The sequence below is a fragment of the Amycolatopsis albidoflavus genome, assembly GCF_039525725.1.
Taxonomy (GTDB): domain Bacteria; phylum Actinomycetota; class Actinomycetes; order Mycobacteriales; family Pseudonocardiaceae; genus Amycolatopsis; species Amycolatopsis albidoflava.
Genome location: NZ_BAAAHV010000021.1, coordinates 397,424 through 416,590, shown reverse-complemented (window position 1 = coordinate 416,590; position 19,167 = coordinate 397,424). Strand labels below are relative to the sequence as shown.

At 69.4% G+C, this 19,167-nt stretch carries 14 protein-coding genes; 6 read left to right on the top strand and 8 right to left on the bottom strand.

Features of this window, described 5'->3' with window-relative positions; genetic code table 11:
- The first annotated feature begins 15 nt into the window (after nt 1-15).
- A complete protein-coding gene (locus ABD156_RS32570; RefSeq protein WP_344282660.1) occupies nt 16-1,323 on the top strand; it encodes an amidohydrolase family protein in 1,308 nt (435 codons plus the stop codon).
- Nucleotides 1,324-1,383: 60 nt separating this feature from the next.
- Here ABD156_RS32570 and ABD156_RS32565 read toward each other — a convergent pair whose 3' ends face one another.
- The 6 genes from ABD156_RS32565 to ABD156_RS32540 all read right to left on the bottom strand — a co-directional run bounded on the left by ABD156_RS32565 (nt 1,384) and on the right by ABD156_RS32540 (nt 9,321).
- Nucleotides 1,384-2,061 carry an SDR family oxidoreductase gene (locus ABD156_RS32565; RefSeq protein ID WP_344282657.1) on the bottom strand — a complete coding sequence of 226 codons (678 nt, stop codon included), beginning with the start codon at nt 2,059-2,061 and terminating at the stop codon, nt 1,384-1,386.
- Between the two features lie 52 nt (nt 2,062-2,113).
- Complete coding sequence (locus tag ABD156_RS32560) at nt 2,114-3,799, bottom strand: arabinofuranosyltransferase AftB family protein (protein WP_344282655.1); 1,686 nt, start codon at nt 3,797-3,799, stop codon at nt 2,114-2,116.
- Between the two features lie 141 nt (nt 3,800-3,940).
- The gene (locus ABD156_RS32555) at nt 3,941-5,320 is read right to left on the bottom strand and encodes a DUF7850 domain-containing protein (RefSeq protein ID WP_344282653.1); all 1,380 of its coding nucleotides are present in this window, start codon (nt 5,318-5,320) and stop codon (nt 3,941-3,943) included.
- Nucleotides 5,321-5,374: 54 nt separating this feature from the next.
- Nucleotides 5,375-7,456: a PhoX family protein gene (locus ABD156_RS32550; protein WP_344282650.1), complete on the bottom strand. Its 2,082-nt coding sequence runs from the start codon at nt 7,454-7,456 to the stop codon at nt 5,375-5,377.
- Between the two features lie 160 nt (nt 7,457-7,616).
- On the bottom strand, nt 7,617-8,837 hold the full coding sequence (locus tag ABD156_RS32545) for an MFS transporter (RefSeq protein ID WP_344282647.1): 1,221 nt from the start codon (nt 8,835-8,837) through the stop codon (nt 7,617-7,619).
- Nucleotides 8,827-9,321, bottom strand: a complete 495-nt coding sequence (locus ABD156_RS32540) for a MarR family winged helix-turn-helix transcriptional regulator (protein ID WP_344282644.1) — start codon at nt 9,319-9,321, stop codon at nt 8,827-8,829. The genes ABD156_RS32545 and ABD156_RS32540 overlap by 11 nt, the downstream gene beginning before the upstream one ends.
- Before the next feature lie 85 nt (nt 9,322-9,406).
- Here ABD156_RS32540 and ABD156_RS32535 point away from each other — a divergent pair, with 85 nt between their 5' ends.
- Nucleotides 9,407-10,045, top strand: coding sequence for an HAD family hydrolase (locus ABD156_RS32535; protein ID WP_344282641.1), 639 nt, complete (start codon nt 9,407-9,409; stop codon nt 10,043-10,045).
- Nucleotides 10,046-10,110: 65 nt separating this feature from the next.
- Nucleotides 10,111-10,965 carry an SAM-dependent methyltransferase gene (locus tag ABD156_RS32530; protein WP_344282638.1) on the top strand — a complete coding sequence of 285 codons (855 nt, stop codon included), beginning with the start codon at nt 10,111-10,113 and terminating at the stop codon, nt 10,963-10,965.
- A gap of 69 nt (nt 10,966-11,034) precedes the next feature.
- Here ABD156_RS32530 and ABD156_RS32525 read toward each other — a convergent pair whose 3' ends face one another.
- Together ABD156_RS32525 and ABD156_RS32520 are read right to left on the bottom strand one after the other, a co-directional pair.
- Nucleotides 11,035-12,123 (bottom strand): inositol-3-phosphate synthase, encoded by a 1,089-nt coding sequence (locus ABD156_RS32525; RefSeq protein ID WP_344282635.1) that lies wholly within the window; start codon nt 12,121-12,123, stop codon nt 11,035-11,037.
- Between the two features lie 65 nt (nt 12,124-12,188).
- Nucleotides 12,189-12,746, bottom strand: a complete 558-nt coding sequence (locus tag ABD156_RS32520) for a PadR family transcriptional regulator (RefSeq protein ID WP_344282633.1) — start codon at nt 12,744-12,746, stop codon at nt 12,189-12,191.
- Nucleotides 12,747-12,993: 247 nt separating this feature from the next.
- Between ABD156_RS32520 and ABD156_RS32515 the strand changes: the two genes are divergently transcribed.
- From ABD156_RS32515 to ABD156_RS32505, 3 genes are all read left to right on the top strand, one after another.
- A complete protein-coding gene (locus tag ABD156_RS32515; RefSeq protein ID WP_344282630.1) occupies nt 12,994-13,395 on the top strand; it encodes a DUF5318 domain-containing protein in 402 nt (133 codons plus the stop codon).
- Nucleotides 13,396-13,714: 319 nt separating this feature from the next.
- Complete coding sequence (locus tag ABD156_RS32510) at nt 13,715-16,369, top strand: transglycosylase domain-containing protein (protein ID WP_344282627.1); 2,655 nt, start codon at nt 13,715-13,717, stop codon at nt 16,367-16,369.
- A gap of 441 nt (nt 16,370-16,810) precedes the next feature.
- Complete coding sequence (locus ABD156_RS32505) at nt 16,811-19,135, top strand: transglycosylase domain-containing protein (RefSeq protein ID WP_344282625.1); 2,325 nt, start codon at nt 16,811-16,813, stop codon at nt 19,133-19,135.
- Nucleotides 19,136-19,167 lie beyond the last annotated feature (32 nt).

Genomic DNA, 19,167 nt, shown 5'->3' with positions numbered 1-19,167 from the left:
CCGTACTATCTCGTTATGTCGCGTCGATTCCATGCCCCGGTAGTTCTGCCCGCCGACCCGTCCTGCTCGCTGCTCCGCGACGCCGTCGTGGATGTCGACGACGAGGGCCGGATTTCGTTCGTCGGACCGGCATCCAGCGCGCCGGAGTTCGCCGGCGAGGAAACCCGGCTGACCGGAATCCTGTTGCCCGGCTTGGTGAACTCGCACGCGCACAGCCCGATGACGCTGCTGCGCGGGATGGGCGGCGACCTTCCGCTGCTGCGCTGGCTGCGCGAGATCATCTGGCCGACCGAAGCGAAGCTGAAGCCCGCCGACGTGCGCACCGGCATGCTGCTCGGGTCGGTCGAAATGCTCCGGCACGGCGTGACGACCAGCGCGGAAATGTATTTCGAGGGCGAGCAGCTCGTCGACGCGGTGCTCGCCACCGGCGGCCGGGTGCTCGTCGCGCCGCCGGTGATCGAACTGCCCGGGCTGGACTGGCGCGCGACGCTGGCGGCGATCGACCGGTGGATCGACGCCGACGGGCTGCGGTTCGGTCCGGGGGAACGGATCGAGCTGGGTTACGGCCCGCATTCGGCGTACATGCTGAACCCGGACGGACTGCGCGCGACTGCGGAATCCGCGGCTGCCCGAGGGGCGCTGGTGCAGATTCACGTTGCCGAGGCGGCGGCGGAGGATCTTGAGCAGCGCAAGGAGCACGGTTCGGTGCCGAAGCTGCTGGATTCGCTGGGGATGTTCAACGGGCGGACGCTGGCGGCGCATTCGGTGCATTTGTCGGATGAGGACATCGCGATCTTCGCCGCGCGCGGGGTCGGAATGGCGCACTGCCCCGGGTCGAACGCGAAGCTGGCTTCGGGGATCGCGCGGATCAAGGACTTGCGCGCGGCCGGGGTCGCGATCGGGCTCGGCACCGACGGTCCGGCCTCGAACGACGACATCGACCTGTGGGAAGAGCTGCAGCTGACGGCGATGCTGGCCCGGCTGGCCAACGACGATTCCACCGTGGTGACCGCGAAGGACGTGTTCCTGATGGCCACCCGCGGCGGCGCCGAAGCGCTCGGCCGCCACGACCTCGGCGTGCTGGAGCCGGGCCGCTGGGCCGACCTGGTGCACGTCGACCTCGACGACCCGGCCTTCGCCACCGGTCTGGACGTGCCGGACGAGCAACTGCTGGCGAACCTCGTGTGGGCAGCCGGTTCGCGCCGGGTGCGGGACGTGTGGGTCGCCGGGGAGCAGGTTGTCGCCGAGGCCGAGCCGACGCGGGTCGACCGTCGCGAGATCCAGGCGTCGGTGGCCGACACCGCCGCCCGGCTGCGCGCCTGACACTGTCCGTCAAGGGCTCCTTGAGGGAATTAGCTTCCCTCAAGGAGCCCTTCACAGACCTCAGCGGGGGCGGACCTGGATTTCGGTGAAGTGGGCTTCCGGGGTGGCGGTCACGGCGGTGAGCACGGCCGTCGCCACGGAGTCCGGGCGCAGGTACTTGTCGGCTTCGTAGTCGCCGCCTTCTTGGGCGCGGGCCTCGCGTTGCATGTCGGTGTCGGTGCGGCCGGGGAAGATCGACGTCACGCGCAGGTCTGGTTCTTCGGCGCGGAGTGAGTCGGTGAAGGCGCGGACGGCGAATTTGCTTGCCGCATAAGGTCCCCAGCCGGGACGAGCGGTGTAACCAGCACCGGAGTTGATCACCACGACGTGGCCGTTCGCGGCGCGGAGCGCGGGCAGCAGCAAGCGGGTCAGCTCGGCGACCGCGATGACGTTGACCTCGAGGTTCGTGCGCCAGACCGAGGACGGCGACTCGGCAACGGTGCCGATCTTGCCGACTCCCGCGGAGTGGACCAGCACGTCCAGGCGGTCGATCTTGCTCGCGGCGGCTTCCAGCGAAGCAGCGTCGGTGAGGTCGACCTGCCAGGGCTCGGCACCGGGGAGTTCCTGGGCCACCTTCGCGAGGGCGTCGGTGTCGCGGCCGCCCAGGAGGAGGCGGTGCGTCGGGGACAGCTGGTGCGCGATAGCCGCGCCGATGCCCCGGGAGGCACCGGTGATCAGGGCGAGCGGGAGGTCGGTCATACCGGCCACGGTAGGCGTCCGACGCTGATTCGCCAGTCCGGGGAGTCGGCGATCACTTCGCCGGGGCGCAGGAGGCCGCAGTCAGCGGGTCTCGGGAAAAGCGGATTTCCGTCCGGTGCAGTGCGCCGGTGAAATTGTCGATAAACCGACTCCAGGTGAGCGGCTCGCGGGTCGAGGCGAGCACCTCGCGGACGTCTGGGCAGCGCAGCGCCTGGCGGGCGGCGTCGATGACGACGGGCTGGAACATCCGGATCTCGCCGTCGGTGGCCAAGTCGCCGTATCCGGCCTCGGCAATCTCCCACGCCCCGACCAGCCACTTCGAGTGCCCGGGGCGGCCGTTCGGGATGGTCGACGAGTGCGCGGCGAGGTCGCTCGCCAGGCCGTAGCCGTCGTGGATGCGGACGTCCAGGGACACGATGTTGCTGATCGCGCCCATGCTGTCGGCCGCCATGGTCACGTACGGCCGGGTGGTCGGGAAGCGGAACCACTTCTTCACGTCGCCGTAGCTGTAGACGACCACCGCCGGCTGCTTCGTCTCCTCTACCGCCTCGACCGCATGACGGGTGACGTCCTGGCCGAGGTAATCCGTCGCCAGCAGCGGGTGTTCGTGGCCGGTCGCCCACGACCAGTACCCGCGTTCGTCGGTGACGCTCACCGCTTGATGCGTGTTCTCGTACGGCACGCGCAGCCAGCCGCCCGCGACCACGGCCCACGCCGCGACCCCGGCGGCGATCGCGATCGTCTTCTGGGTCAACGGGATCGCCATGACCGGCAGCAACAGCACGAACAACGCGGGCAGCAGCATCCGGCCGTGCATGAAATCGCCGCCGACGCGGACGACGTACAGCGCGAGCAAAAGCGCGCCCACCAACGAAGTTGGTAACAAGATCCGCGACCGGCTCGTCAGGATCGCGGCAATCACGAGCAGCAGCAACGGAATCCACAGCACGTACGGGCTGATCAAGTCAGTCAGGTACGCGAAACCGCGCGGCCAGTCGCTGTTGGCCGCTTCCTTGGCGAGCGCGGTGTTCGGCGTGAGGAGACCGTAGTAGCCCATCCGGAACACCTGGTACGCCAACGGAATCGCGACGCCCGCGCCGAGCCAGCCTAGTGCGGCAAGCCATCGCGGACGGCGCAGCAGGACGAGCGCGATGAAGCCGATCACGCTGAACAGCGCCAGATCCGGCCGGACGAGCGGACCCAGTCCCAGCACGATCGCGGTGGCGACCGGCGTTTTGCCGCGCACCAACAGCCACCAGCTCAGCCCGAGCCACAGCAGCACCAGGCCGGTTTCGAGGCCGGAGGTCGCGAAGTCCCGGAACGGCGGGAGCGCGCACACGATCAGCGCGCCGGCGGGGGCGACCGGCCCGGCGTAGCGGCGACGGGCGCCGTCGAGGCCGAAAAACAGGCCGCCGACCGCGCACAGCAAGCCGGTGATCACCGCGACCCATTCCAGCGGCGGGCCGGGGATCGTACCGAGTCCGGCGAGCAGCCAGGTCCACAACGGACTCGTGCTCGCTTCGACGCGCTCGCCGACGTTGAACACCGGCCCGTTCCCGGCGAGGATCTGCCGGACGGTTCGGAGCACCAGCAGCCCGTCGTCGCTCATCCACCGGCGCTGCCACGCGAGCACCGTGTACAGCACGAGGACCGCTCCGGTGGCGGCCCACGTCCAGGTCATCGGGCGGCGATACCACGAGGTCGGGTCGTCCGGCGGCGCGCCGGCGGACGCGGTCATGATTGGTCCAGACCTCCCCGAGACGTGGTGTGCAGCCACAGTCTCGCATCCGCCTGGAAGTGACGCTCAGTGGTCGCCGTGATTGTCCGTGAAGGGCTCCTTGAGGGAATCTGATTCCCTCAAGGAGTCCTTCACGGACAACTAGCGGGCGGGCGCGGCGGAGGCGGTGGGCGAGGGCGGGACGGTCGGCGCGGGCGGAGCCAGGCCGATGTCGAGGTCCATCCGCTCGCGGTCCTTGCCGCCGAGGGTGAACGGCGAGGTGCAGCCGGTCGCCGGGTCGACGGCCGAATCGAGGCCCGGTGCGCCCGCGCCGCGCTGGGTGACGGTGAGGCCGTCCGGCAGCTTCGAGACGTCGAAGCACACCTGGTAGGTGCCGTCCTTGCGCTGATCGAACAGGTAGCTGCCGTCGGCGTTCGTGCGCGTGGTGGCGACTGTGCCGCCCGCGCCGTCCTTGAGCGTCACCGGCAGGTCCGGGTAGCCGGGTTCGTCGTCGTCCTGCATGCCGTTGCGGTTCAGGTCTTTCCACGCGCGGTCGCCGATCTTGCCGACCGCGGGCTGCGGCGTGACGGTGACCGTCGCGGTCGCCTTCTGCTCGGCGAGCGGGCCGCCCGGAGCGGTGGCGGTGACCTTCGCGGTGTTGACGTGCCCGTTGTCGTCCTCGGTGAGGTTCGGGTGATCGCAGGTGAGTTCCTTCGACGCGCTGGCGGCGAGGTCGAACGCGCCGGGAAGACCCGCGCACCACGGGTCTTTCACGAGCAACCCGGTGAGCGGCTGGGAACCGGTGTTGGAGACGGAGATGCGGAAGTGCGCGGCATCGCCGGCCGGGATGGCAGCCGACGGGCCCCACGTTCCGTCCGCCGGATTCCGCACCTCCATCTTCACCGCGAACGCGGCGAGAGCCACGTGCACGCAGTCCCACAGCACCCAGTTGTGGTTGGTGCTGGCGAAAAACGAGACCGCCGCGGTGTCGTCGGGCGCGGTGACCGGCGGCACCTCCTGCTGCGCGAGCTTGCCGTCGGACGCGACGTCGTGCGTCACCGCGAGCGGTTTCTCCACCAGCACCCGGCCGGTGCTGTCAGCGAAGCGCAGCCCGGTGGTCGCGCTCGCGTGCGAACCGAGGCCGGACTGCGCCGTGCCCGCCCACACCGACAGCGAGTATTGCCCGCCGGGCACCGCTTTCACCTGCTGGACGGCCGAGCTGACCCGGCCGTCCGGCGTCTGGATCTGGGCGTTGACCTGACCGTCGACCGCGTGCGCGGTGCTGGTGACCAGCTTCGGCACCCGGTCCGGCGGGGTGCTGCGCGGAATCGGCGCGGCGGGGCTGAACAGGTACCCCCGCGGCGGTCCGCCGGGCGAACCGGCGTCCTCCACGCTCGGGTTGGCCGCGATGCCGCCGCAATCCGGAGCCCCCTCGGCGGGAGCCGACCCGGGAGTGACGACGGCGAGCGCGCCGACCAGCATCGCAGTGCCCGCCGCCGCGCCCGCCGTGCGTCCGATCGCGACTTTCCTTGCCCGCCTCACGCGGTGAAGCTAGACCCAGGAAGGCCGATCGGCGGTAAGAAACACTCCAAAGTGTTACTTGCGGCCGATCCGGCCGGGCAATCCGAAGGTCCCCTTCTTCCATACCGACACGATCGCCGGCCGCGGCTGGGAGCTGCCGCCGTCCGGCCAGTGCGAGGTCGGGTTCGCCGAACTCGGCGCGTCCTCGCCCGGATGCTGCACCGCGACGAGCACGAGGTTTTCGGTGACGACCGGACCGCACGTCTCGGCGCCGACCGGCACGGACAGGAACTGCTTCACGTGCCCGCGCTCGGGACCGCTCACCGGAACCGAGAAGAGGCCGTCGTTCGCGCCGAGGGTGTTGCCGTCGGTGGAGATCCACAGGTTGCCGTGCGGGTCGAAAGCCACGTTGTCCGGGCACGAGATCGGGCTGACCTGGTCCTTCGGGAAACCGCCGAAGTAGGTGTCGGCCGTGGCCGGATCGCCGCAGACGAGCAGCAGCCGCCAGGAGAACCGGGTGGCGGCGCTGTCGCCGCGGTCCTCGTCCCATTCGAGGATGTGCCCGTTTTTGTTGCGGGTGCGCGGGTTCGCCTCGTCCGGGCTCGCCTTGCCCGCCGCGCCGCGGTCGGAGTTGTTGGTGAGCGCGGCGTAGATCCGGCCGTTGACCGGGTTCGGCTCGATGTCCTCCGGACGATCCATTTTGGTCGCCCCGGCGCGGTCGGCCGCCTGGCGGGTGAACACGTAGACCTCCTCCGCGGTGAATCCGTCCACAAAGGACTTGTCGCCGCTGGCAAGGGGAATCCACTCGCCGGTGCCGTCGAACTCGCCGTCGGCGGGCAGCTTGCCGGAACCGTCGATCTCGCCAGGGCTGTTGCCGGAGAACTTGGCGACATACAGGGTTCCGTCGTCGAGCAGCGCCGAGTTGTGCCGCCGGGCGAGCGCGGAATTCCCCTTCTTGTACTTGCCCTTCGAGACGAATTTGTAGATGTACTCGAACCGCTCGTCGTCGCCGGAGTACACCGCGACCCGGCCGTCCGCGGTGATCTTGACGTTCGCCGCCTCGTGCTTGAACCGGCCGAGCGCGGTGTGCTTCACCGGCGTGGAATGCGGGTCGTTCGGGTCGATTTCCACGACCCAGCCGAACCGGTTGGGCTCGTTGGGTTCGCGGGAGACGTCCCAGCGCTTGTCGAAGCGCTCCCACTTGCGCGTGCTCTCGCCGGTGCCGACCGCGTACCGCTTGAGCCGCGCGGCCTCCGCCGGGTCGGAAACCTTGTCCGCGTGGGCGAAGTACTGGTGGAAGTTCTCCTCGCCGGACAGCACGGTGCCCCACGGCGTGACGCCGCCGGAGCAGTTGTTCTGCGTGCCGCGCACGCGCTTGCCGGACGGGTCGGCCGACGTCTTGAGGTACTTCGAACCGGCCGCCGGGCCGCGCACCTCGAAGATCGTGTCCAGCGTGATCCGCCGGTTCAGCGGGCTCGGAACGGTGCGCAGCGCGCCGCCGATCGGGTCGCGAAGCGTCTGCAGCACCGACAATCCGTGCGCCGCCCAGGCGATCTTGACCTGTTCCTCGGTCGGGTCGGCCGGGTCGTACTGATCGGCCGGGAAGAGGTGCACCTCGGTCGTGTACTCGTGGTTGACCACCAGCAGGTTGCGCAGGCCGAGCGGATCCTGCGGGATCAGGCCGACGAAGTCGTTGTTGTAGCCGAACTGCTTGGCCTGCGCGGCCGCGGTCTGCTTGCGGAAATCGAACTTCGGCGCGCCGGGGACGACCGGGTCGCCCCAGCGGATCACCACGTGCTGGGCGTAGCCGTCGGGGATGCTGACGACGTCGAGTTTGTTCGGCGGCACCGGCGTGAAGTCCGTGCCGGGCACCGCGCGGCCCTTCGCCAACGGCGCCGGGGCCTGGGTCGGCGTGGCTGCCGCGGCGGTGCCGGACAGCGCGGCGAATCCGCCCGCCGCCGCGGCCATCACCGCACCGGCCTTGAACACGCCGCGCCGCGAGACGCCCTTGGCGATGTCGCCGAAGTACTCGTTGCCGGTCGGGTTCGGGGCCTCGTGCGCGCAGGCGTTGCCGCAGCGGTATTCGCAGGTGATCGGTGACCGGCCGCCGGAATGCGCGGTGAACAAGGGCAGCAGTCGTCCGGGCTCCAGGGACACGGGGCCTCCAGGGTCGCTTCTCGGTGGGAACCCGGCGACCGTATGCGGCGAAAACCCCCTGAATCGGACTAAAAGGTGAACGGCGGATGTATTCGGCGAAAGACGACGATCGCCCCCGAACAGACAGTCCGGAGGCGATCGCCGAGTGTCGCGGAAAGGCTCAGAACTCCTCGTCGCCGACGAGCGCGGCCTCCTTCGGCACGGTGTGCGGATCGGCCTTCTTCTCCCGCTGCGACAGCAGGACGGCGGCGATCACGCAGAGCACGGCGGCGACCAGGAACGGACCCTGCTCCCAGCCCATCCACTCGGCGATGTGGCCGACGAGCGTGGCCGCGACCGCGCCGCCGAACCAGCGGCAGAAGTTGTACCCGGCGCTCGCGACCGGCCGCGGCGCGTCGCTGATCGACATCGCGGTGCCGGTGAACAGCGTGTTCAGCAGCCCGGAGACCAGCCCGGACACGATGATCCCGACGACCACCACCGGCTTGCTCGGGATGGCCAGCACCAGCATCAGCACGGTGTAGCCGGTCACCGCCAGCGCGGCGGCGTGCCGTTCGCCGAAGCGGGCGGCCATCTTCGGCGCGAGCACCACGCCGGCGATCGCCACGCACAGGCCCCAGCCGCAGAAGATCAGGCCGACCGCGATGGCGTTCCAGCCGAGCACGAACGGGGACCAAGCGAGCACCGCGAAGAAGGCGGCGGTGTAGAGCGCCGAGGCGACCGACGTCCGCAGCAGGCCGGGGTGCTTGAGCGCACGGATCGGGTCGAGCAGCTTGATCGGTTCTCGTTTCTCGGCCGAATCGCTCTTCAGGAAGATCGAGCACAGCACCAGCGCGGCGACCATCAGCACCGCGGTGCCGAGGAACGGACCGCGCCACGAGATCGTGCCGAGCAGCGCTCCGAGCAGCGGACCGACGGCGAGCCCGACGCCCAGCGCGGCCTCGTACAGCAGGATCGCGCCGGATTGGCCACCGGTCGCCGCGCCGACGATCACTGACAGCGCCGTGGCGATGAAGAAGGCGTTGCCGAGCCCCCACACCGCGCGCAGGCCGACGAGCTGTTCGATCGAACCAGCGGCGGCACACAGCGCGGTCGCGGCGACGATCAGCGTCAGCCCGACCAGCACGGTCCGCTTGGCGCCGAACCGGGCCGACATCGCGCCGGTGAAGAGCATCGCGATCACCTGCACGCCGAGGTACGAGGTGAACAGCAGCGTGACCTGGGACGGCGACGCGTTCAGGCCCTTGGCGATGGAGAGCAGGATCGGGTCGACGAGGCCGATGCCCATGAACGCGATGACCGCGGCGAACGCGGTGATCCACACCTGTTTCGGCTGGCCTTTGACCGCGTCCAGCAGGCTTGAGTGGTGCTCAGCGCTCATTGCGGATCAGTTCCTCCTTCTGGAGTTCGGGAGTTTCGGGGGAGTGCGGGTCGTCGCGGTGGAAATCGGCGATCAGCTTGGTGAGAGCGGGAAGCGCGGCGTCGATGGCGGCGCGCTCGGCCGGGTCGAGGCGCTCGAGCAGCGCCCGCAATTCCGCCTCCCGGCCGGCGATCATCTCGGCGTAGAACCGCTCGCCTTCCGGCGTGGCCTCCACGAGCACGGCGCGCCCGTCGTCGGGATCGGGGCGCCGGGTCACCATGCCGAGCCGTTCGAGCCTGCGCACGACGTCGGTCATCGACGGCATCCGCACGCGCTCGAGCCGGGAGAGCCTGCTCATCCGGCTCGGCCCGCGGCCGACCAGCTCCGACAGCACCGACCCCTGGGTCAGGGTCAGCAGCTGCGCGGATTCGCGGCGCACCAGGTAGTACAGCCGGAACACCACCGGCCGCAGCCGCTGCGCCAGATCGCCCGTCGAGGAAGTCACTTAGCTAGGCTAACAAAAATTAGTTAGGGTGGCGAAGTAATTCGGCTCACAAGGTGGTCCAGGCCAGGCCCCCTAGGCTGTACCGGTGGATGCGGTGATCTTCGACCTCGACGGCGTACTGGTGGACTCCGAGACGACGTGGGACGAGGTGCGCCGCTCCGTAGTAGCCGAGCACGGCGGGACCTGGCGGCCGGAGGCGACGCGCGCGCAACAGGGGATGAGCACGCCGGAATGGGCGCGCTACCTGGTGGAAACCCTGGGCGCGCGGCTCACCCCGGACGAGATCGCGCGCGTCGTGATCGACGAGATGGCCGCCCGCTACGCCGACCGCCCGCCGGTGATCGACGGCGCCGACCAGGTCGTCCGGGAGATCTCCCGGCACTGGCCGGTCGCGATCGCCAGCTCGTCGCCGCCGGTGCTGATCCACTCGTTCCTGACCGCGTGCGACCTGACGTCGCTGGTCCCGGTGGCGGTGTCGAGCGAGGAAGTGGCCGCGGGCAAGCCGGAGCCGGACGTCTACCTGCGTGCGGCGATGCTGCTGAACGTCGACGCTTCGCGGTGCGCCGCCGTGGAGGACTCGACGAATGGCCTGCGCGCGGCGTTCGCGGCGAACATGACGGTGTTCGCGGTGCCGAACCCGCACTTCCCGCCGGACCCGGAGGCGCTGCGCGAGGCCACGGTGCTGCCGAATCTGGCCGCGCTGCCCGCCGCACTCAGCGAGTAATGCAGCTCACAGCCGGGTAGCAGGCGCGGTGCCATTCTGAGCCTTCATCTGCGAGAGGGGCGGAAATGGCTGTGCCGCAAGGGGACTGGGACATCGTCAGCAGCATCGGGCTCACCGCGCTCGGGGTGACCGCCGGCCGGGCGATCGCGACCGCGTCGCCGGAACCGCTGGTCAGAGATCCGTACGCGGCGGAGTTCGTCCGCGCCGCGAACCCGCCGCGGCCGCTGCCGACCGAACCGGGCGACGACGCGCTCTGGCTGGGGATCGCCGACTACGTCCAGCTGCGCGCGCGATTCTTCGACGACCTGATCACCGGATCCGACGCACCGCAGGTCGTGCTCCTCGCCGCCGGACTCGACGCCCGCGCCTTCCGGCTCGACCTGTCCGGCCGCGACGTCTACGAGGTCGACCAGCCGCGCGTGCTCGCGTTCAAACACGACGTGCTCGCTCGCCTCGGCGCGACCCCGCGATGCCGACGGCATCCGGTCGGCGCGGATCTGCGCGAAAACTGGCCCGCCGCACTGGAAACCGCCGGATTCGACCCGGCCCGGCCGTCCGTGTGGATCGCCGAAGGACTGCTGCCGTACCTGCCCGCGCTGGCCGAGGAACTGCTGTTCGACCTCGTGCACGCCCGGTGCGCGGCGGGCAGCCGGATCGGGGCCGAGCACATCCCGCCCGGCGACCTCACCGAACTGTCCGGCACCTTCCAGACCTCCGAGGCGGGCAAGCAGATGGGCTTGGCCGCGGACAACGTCTTCTCCACCGAACCGCGCCGGGACGCGGCCGAGTGGCTCACGGGGCAGGGCTGGGACGTCCAGGTGGACCGCGTCGCCGACCTCGCCGTCCGGTTCGGGAAACGGATGCCCGACGTCCTCGCCGGCCAGATGGCGAAAACCGAACTGATCTCCGCCGACCTTTGACGCCGTGAAGGGCCCCTTGAGGGAATCTGATTCCTTCAAGGGGCCCTTCACGGACGGTCAGAGCTGGGGTCAGCGCTCCAGTTCGCCGCGGATGAAGGCATCGACCGAGTCGCGGGCGGTCGAGTCGTCGTACTGCTCCGGCGGCGACTTCATGAAGTAGGACGACGCGGACAGGATCGGGCCGCCGATGCCGCGGTCCTTGGCGATCTTCGCCGCGCGCACCGCGTCGATGATGATGCCCGCCGAGTTGGGGGAGTCCCACACCTCGAGCTTGTACTCGAGGTTCAGCGGCACGTCGCCGAACGCGCGGCCCTCGAGGCGGACGTAGGCCCACTTGCGGTCGTCGAGCCACTGCACGTAGTCCGACGGTCCGATGTGGACATTGCCCTTGCCGAGCTCGCGGTCCACCTGCGAGGTGACCGACTGGGTCTTCGAGATCTTCTTCGACTCGAGCCGCTCCAGCTCCTTCATGTTCAGGAAGTCCATGTTCCCGCCCACGTTGAGCTGCATCGTGCGGTCGAGCTGCACGCCGCGGTCCTCGAACAGCTTCGCCAGCACGCGGTGCGTGATGGTGGCGCCGACCTGGGACTTGATGTCGTCGCCGACGATCGGGACGCCCGCGTCCTCGAACTTCTTCGCCCACTCGGGGTCGGAGGCGATGAACACCGGCAGCGCGTTGACGAACGCGACCTTCGCGTCGATCGCGGCCTGCGCGTAGAACTTGTCGGCCTCTTCGGACCCGACGGGAAGGTAGGAGACGAGCACGTCGACCTGCGCGTCGCGCAGCGCGGCGACCACGTCGACCGGAGTCTCGTCGGACTCCTCGATCGTCTCGCGGTAGAAACGGCCGAGGCCGTCGAAGGTGTGCCCGCGCTGGACAGTGACGCCGAGCGGCGGCACGTCGGCGATCTTGATCGTGTTGTTCTCGCTGGCGGAGATCGCCTCCGAGAGGTCCCGGCCGACCTTCTTCGCGTCGACGTCGAACGCGGCGACGAACTCGATGTCGCGCACGTGGTAGTCGCCGAACTGGACGTGCATCAAACCGGGGACGCGCGCACCGGGATCCGCGTCGCGGTAGTACTGGACGCCCTGGACCAGCGACGAGGCGCAGTTGCCGACGCCCACGATGGCCACCCGAACGCGGCGGTTCTCGCCCATGCCGGTTTCTCCTTCAATCTCATTCACTTGCATCTGCAGGTCTGCCGCCCCGTTGCGGCCGCCGCTCAACCCGGTCCCGGCTGCTCCGGACCGCGCTGCTCGGCTTGTTCGTGCGCGATCAGCTCGTTGAGCCAGCGCACCTCCCGCTCGCTCGACTCCAGCCCCAGCCGGTGCAGCTCGCGGGTGTAGCGGTCGATCTTCTCCTCGGCCCTGGCCAGCGCGTCCCGCAAGCCTTCGCGCCGCTCCTCGACGCGGCGGCGCCGTCCTTCCAGGATTCGCATCCTGACGTCGGCCGGTGTCCGCGAGAAGAACGCCAGGTGGACGCCGAATCCCTCGTCGTCCCACGTCTGCGGTCCCGCGTCGCCGAGCAGTTCGGCGAAGCGTTCCTTGCCCTCGGCGGTGAGCTTGTAGACGCGGCGGCCGCGCCGGGACCAGGCCCGGTCGTCCGCCTCGTCGAACTCCTCGACGAGATAACCGGCCCGCAGCAGCCGGCGCAAGGTCGGATACAGCGAGCCGTACGAGAACGTCCGGAACATCCCGAGCGTCTCGTGCAAACGTTTGCGCAGCACGTACCCGTGCATGGGCGTCTCGTGCAGCAATCCGAGGATCGCGAGTTCGAGCACACCACACCCCGCTTTCGGGAATACGCCGCGACCGGCACCGTTGACCACACGGGAACCGGCTCAGCCAACCTACTCGCCGAGTATATCGCGCCGATACATCGAAGTGGCGGAAGTAACCCGCTACCAGCACTCGCCCGATGATCCGTGATCAGAGCGTTATCTAAGTTTCGGCGTGTCCGAACGGTTGCCCAGGGTGCGGGAAAGCAGGGGGCACCGCGGACACAGAAAGAGCCCGTACTCTGTCCTCGTGCGAAACCAGCGGCAGGTTGTGGATTACGCCTTGCAGCGCCGTGCGCTGCTGGCCGGCGTCCGCTCCGGGCGCGTCGGAGACCATGAGGTCTGCGACGCGAGCCCGTACCTGCTCCGCGCGGCGAAATTCCACGGCAGACCCGAGGACCGGGCCTGTCCGATGTGCCGCCGGACGCCGCTGCACCTCGTTTCGTGGGTGTACGGCGACGAGCTCAAGCACGTTTCGGGATCGGCACGCACCCCCGCCGAACTGGCCAGAATGGCCGGGGTTTTCGGGGAGTTCACCGTCTATGACGTAGAGGTGTGCCGGACGTGCCATTGGAACCATCTGGTCCTGTCCTATGTCCTCGGAACGGGCGAACCCCAGCCGACCCGGCCGCGAAGGACTGCCGGGCAGTGACGAGTACCACAACCGCTGCAGAACGCGGGGCGGCTCCAGTGCAGACAGCGCCGCCTTCGGAGGCCCATTCGTGAACGACGACCGCGACCGCTCCTGGCCGAGCCAGGAGCCAGATGCACCTCGCCGTGCCCGGCGACCCCAGGAGGACCCTGGTCCCGCCTGGCCAGCCGATGACGCCCCCCGGCGCCCCGCGCCGCCCCGCCGTCCTCCCGCGGGCGGCCCGCGCCCGCCGCGCGGCCAAGCCGGCCCGGAGTGGCCGAGCGGCGACGAAGGCGGTCCGCAGTGGCCCGCGGCCGACGAGCCGCGCCGTCCGCAGCGGATGCCGCAGAACCGCGCTCCGCAAGGCCGTCCGCCGCAAGGCCCCGGACCGCAGGACCGCGGTTCGGGCACCCGTGCGTCGCAGATCCTCGACGGACAAGGCGCGCCGCCGCCTCGCCGCCAGCCGCCGGCCGGACGTCCCGCGCCGGGCGGCGGCCCGAACGGCGGTCCTAACGGGAACGCCACCCAGGGCTTCCGGCAGCCGCCGCCCGGCGGACGGCCTCCCCAAGGCCGCCGGGTCCCGCCGCCGCCTCCGCCGTCGTCCTATCCGGAGACCGACCGCGAACCGGACCTGATCACGCACGCCGCGCACAACGGCTACGCCCCTTACGACGACCGGTACGACGACGACCCGTACGACGAGGAAACCCGCCTCGCCCAGTACTCGGACGACGCGGACTTCGAGGACGACCCGGAAGGCGAGGGAGACGGCAAGAAGCCCAAGATCCCGCTCTCGCCGATGCAGCGCCGCAAACGCCGGTGGAAGATCATCCGCCGGGTGCTGTACGCGATGTTCGGCCTGTTCGTCGTGGTGCCCGCGATCGCGTTCGTGATCACCTATTTCACCGTCGACGTGCCCTCGCCGCAGGACGTGCTCGCGAAGCAGAGCCAGCCGATCACCTTCTACTACGGCGACAAATCGGTGATGGGCCGGATAATCCCGGAGGGCGGCAACCGCGAACTGCTGCAGCCCAACCAGATTCCCGAGGTCGTCAAGCACGCCGTGTACTCGGCCGAGGACGCGACCTTCGAGACCAACTCCGGCTTCAACGTGATGGCGATCCTCCGGTCGGTCTTCAACCAGGCGACCGGCGGCACCGGCGGCGGTTCGACCATTTCGCAGCAGTACATCAAGCAGGCGACCAAAAACGACCAGGCCACGCTGTCCCGCAAGTGGACCGAGCTGGCGAAGTCGTTCAAGCTGAACAACGAGACGTCCAAATCGGACATCATCACCGGCTACCTGAACATCGTCTTCTTCGGCCGCCGCGCGAACGGCATCGCCGCCGCGTCGAAGGCATACTTCGGCAAGGACGTCGCGCAGCTCAACGCGTCCGAGGCGGCGCTGCTCGCCGGGATGATCCAGGGCCCTGGCAAGGACCAGGACACCGCGTACGTCCAGAAGCGCTGGACGTACGTGATGGACCAGATGGTGGCCAACCACTGGCTCTCGCCCGCCGACCGCAAGGCCGCGCAGTTCCCCACGCTGATCCCGCGCGACTCGCAGCAGAAGCAGGACGCCGGAACGCTGGACTACCACATCCAGCAGCGCATCTTGCAGGAGCTGGACGCGAAGGGCTACAGCGAGGACAAGCTGGCCTCCACCGGCGCGAAGATCTACACGACGATCGACCCGAACGCGCAGAAGATCGCGGCGCAGTCCGTCCAGGACAACATGGAGGGCCAGACCGACGACAACCTCAGAGGAGCTCTGGTCGCCGTCGACCCGAGAACCGGGGGCGTGGTCGCCTATTACGGCGGGCCGACCACGGTGAAGAACGACGCGGGCAAGGACACGCTGGCCACGGACTGGGCGAATGTGCCGCAGAACCCCGGTTCGTCGATGAAGGCCTACGACCTCACGGCCTGGCTCAAGATGGGCAAGGGGCTCGGCGAAACCTTCGACGGCACCGACCGGCGGGAACTCGGCGGCCGCGTGGTCCGCAACGCGGGTGAAAGCTCCAGCTGCGGTCCGCAGTGCACGGTCAAAAAGGCCATGGAGGTCTCGGCGAACACCGTGTTCTACGACATGGTGCTGAACTGGACGAAACCGGCCCGGGTCGCGGAGGCCGCGAAGGAAGCAGGCGTGCAGGCTGCCCCGAAGGGCAAGGCCAAGCTCGGCACGAGCGACGCCAACATCGCCCTCGGCGGTGGCGCCACCGTGGTCACCCCGGAGGACATGGCCGCCGGGTACGCGTCGTTCGCCTCCGGCGGCGTACGGCGCGACCAGCACTTCGTCTCGAAGCTCACGAACTCCCAGGACGAGGTCATTTTCGACGACTCCGCCGGGCAGGGAAAACCCGCGTTCGACGACAACGCGGACAAGAGCAAGCAGATCGCCGGGAACGTGACCGACGCGCTCGGCCCGGTGATCGCCGAATCGCACCTGAAATGTCCGAGCGGCCACGAATGCGCGGGCAAGACCGGCACGCAGCAGTACGACCCGAAGGACAGCGACCCCGCCTCGTACAAGGACCGCAACGCTCAGACCTGGATGGTCGGGTACACGCCGTCGGTGTCGGCCGCGATCTGGATCGGCGGCGACGGCAACAAGCCGCTGCACGACAAGAACGACAAGCCGATCTTCGGTAAGACGATCGCGGGTCCGGCCTGGCAGGACTTCATGACGAACTACCTGAAGGACAAGCCGGGCGAGAAGTTCGACAAGGTCGACCCGATCGGCAAGGACGCCGACCAGGTCGTCACGTCGAGCAAGGCGCCACCGCCGCCGCGCGAAACGTCCAGCGAGCAGGCGCCGCCTCCGACGACGGAGTCCTCGTCGTCCGCGCCGCCGACCAGCTCGTCGCATCCGACGTCCTCGACGACCAGCCCGACCCGGCCGAGCGGCATCTTCGGCGGCGGCACCGAACCCGGCAATCCGGGCAGCGGCGGCGCACCCGTGGTGAACGGCGAACCGCCGAGGCGCACCGGCTGATCCGCTTCCGCACCCGACGAAGAGGCTCCTCTCCGCACCGGAGAGGAGCCTCTTTTTGCCGGTACCGCCCGGCTGGGGGTGCGGTAGGTTCACCGACGGTCTCCCTCCCCCGCGAAGGGGATCGGCCAGGAGAGTGAACCTCGACCGGGGTTGCCGCGTCTGGTCATCAGAGGGCCTTCTGCGTCCGCAGGCTGCCCGTGTCCGAGAAGAGGATCCGCAGTGAACGACGACCGCAGCCGCTCCTGGCCCGACCGGGATCCCGACCCGCGGCGTCAACCACCTCCCTCCCAGCCCGGGCAGCCGCCGTGGGCCCGCGGTCCGCAGCGTCCCGCCGCGGGTCCGACCCGCCCGTCCGGACCCGCCGGGTCTCCGCCGCCGGGCCGCCGTCCGCCGCCTCCCGGCCGCCGGCCGGTCCCGCCGCCGCAGCGCGAGCCGGAGCTGATGACCCACCGGATGGTCGAGGACGACTACCGCGACCCGGGCTATCGGGGCGCCGATTACCGCGACGCCGATTACCGCGACGAGGGTCCGCTCGATCCGGACGACGGGTATCCGCCGGAGGACTTGGACAAGAAGGGCCGCACGCCCGCGCAACGCAAAAAAAGACGTTGGAAGATCATCCGGCGCTCTGCCTACGCGTTCGTCGGCCTCTTCATCGTGATCCCGGCGATCGCGTTCGTGATCACCTACTTCATGGTCGACGTGCCCTCGCCGCAGAGCATCGCGCAGGGCCAGAACCAGGCCGTCACCTACCTCTACGCCGACGGCAGCCCGATGGGCAAGGACGTGCCCTCCGGCGGCAACCGGCAGATCCTCACCCCCGCGCAGATCCCGGACGTGGTGAAGCACGCGGTGATCGCGACCGAGGACTCGTCGTTCGAGACCAACTCCGGCTTCGACGTCACCGGCCTGCTGCGCGCGGCGTTCAACCAGCTCACCGGCAAGGCGGGCGGCGGGTCCACGATCTCGCAGCAGTACATCAAGAAGGCCACCGACAACGACGCCCCGACGCTCACCCGCAAATGGACCGAGCTGGCGAAGTCCTTCAAGATGAACCAGACGTACGAGAAGCAGGACATCATCACCGCGTACCTGAACATCATCTACTTCGGGCGCGGGGCGTACGGCGTCGGCGCGGCGTCGCAGGCCTTCTTCCACAAGGACGTCTCGAAGCTGGACTACACGGAGGCCGCGCTGCTGGCCGGGCTGATCCAGCAGCCGGGCCGTTCGGAGAACCCGAAGGTGGCCCAAGGCCGCTGGAACACCGCGCTCGACCGGATGCTCGAGAACAAGTACATCACCGCGCAGCAGCGGCAATCGGCGCAGTTCCCGCAGGTGATCCCGCTCGAGGAATCGAAGGACGACGCGAACGCGCCCTACAAGTTCATCAACATGCAGGTGAAGGCCGAACTGGCGCAGCACGGCATCGACGACGACAAGTACTACGCGGGCGGCTACACGGTCCAGACCACCATCGACAAGCACGCCCAGGAGGTCGCGACCCAGGTGGCGACCGACGCGCTGAAGGACCAGTCCGACGACCGGCTGCTCAATTCGCTGGTCGCGGTCGATCCGAAGACCGGCGGGGTGCTCGCGTACTACGGCGGGCCGGCGCTGGTCGACGTGAACGGGAAGAAGCAGGGCGCGCGCGACTGGGCGAACACGCCGCAGAACCCCGGTTCGTCGATGAAGGCGTTCGACCTCACCGCGTTCCTGAAGATGGGCAAGGGGATCAACGAGACCTTCGACGGCAGCAACAACCGGGTCTTCGACGGCCGCAAGGTGCGCAACGCGGGTCCCAGCTCCAGCTGTTCCGGGCAGTGCACCGTCGCCGAGGCGATGAAGCGGTCGGCGAACACGGTGTTCTACGACATGGTGCTGAACCAGACGCATCCGGGCCCGGTCGGGCAGGCCGCCCAGGAAGCGGGCGTCAAGACCAAGGACAACGGCGGCAAGTCGCTGATCTCCACCGCGGACGCCAACATCGCGCTCGGCGGCGGGAACACCCAGATCACGCCCGCGGACATGGCCAGCGCGTACGCGACCTTCGCCGCCAACGGCATCCAGCGCGACCGGCACTTCGTGCTGAAGGTGACCAACGCGCAGAAGGAAGTCGCCTACGAGGCGCAGCCGAGTGCGGGCAAGCCGGCGTTCGACAGCAGCGCGGACAAAGCCAAGCAGATCGCCGGCAACGTGACCATGGCGCTGGGCCCGGTGGTCGACTTCTCGCACCTGAAGTGCCCGTCCGGGCATGAATGCGCGGGCAAGACCGGTACGCAGCAGCACACGATGCGGTCCGGCGAACCCGCGTGGGCGGCGAACGCGAACGCGCAGACCTGGATGGTCGGCTACACGCCGTCGGTCTCGGTCGCCGCGTGGGTCGGCGCGGACGGCGACCAGGCGCTGCACGGTTCGGGCACGTCGCCGATCTACGGTTCGACGATCGCGGGTCCGATGTGGCAGAAGTTCCTCGACGGCTACCTCAAGGGCAAGCCCGCCGAGAAGTTCGACCAGGTGCCGCTGATCGGCGTTCAGGCCCCGCCGCCGCAGGGCGACCAGAACGCGGGCGACGAGCCGCCGCAGCAGACCGCCACCAACCAGCCGGATCCGGGCGGCGACGGCAACGACCACGGCGGCCCGATCACCGGCGGGCCCAGCCAGCCGCATTGGCCGACCGGGCTCCCGCACTGGCCGTCCGGCAAGCCGTCGTCGCACAACCCGCCTACTGGCGGTCCGACGACGGGCGAAGATCCGCCACAGGAGTAAGGAAAAGGCCGTGGCCGCGACGGGTGGGGGGG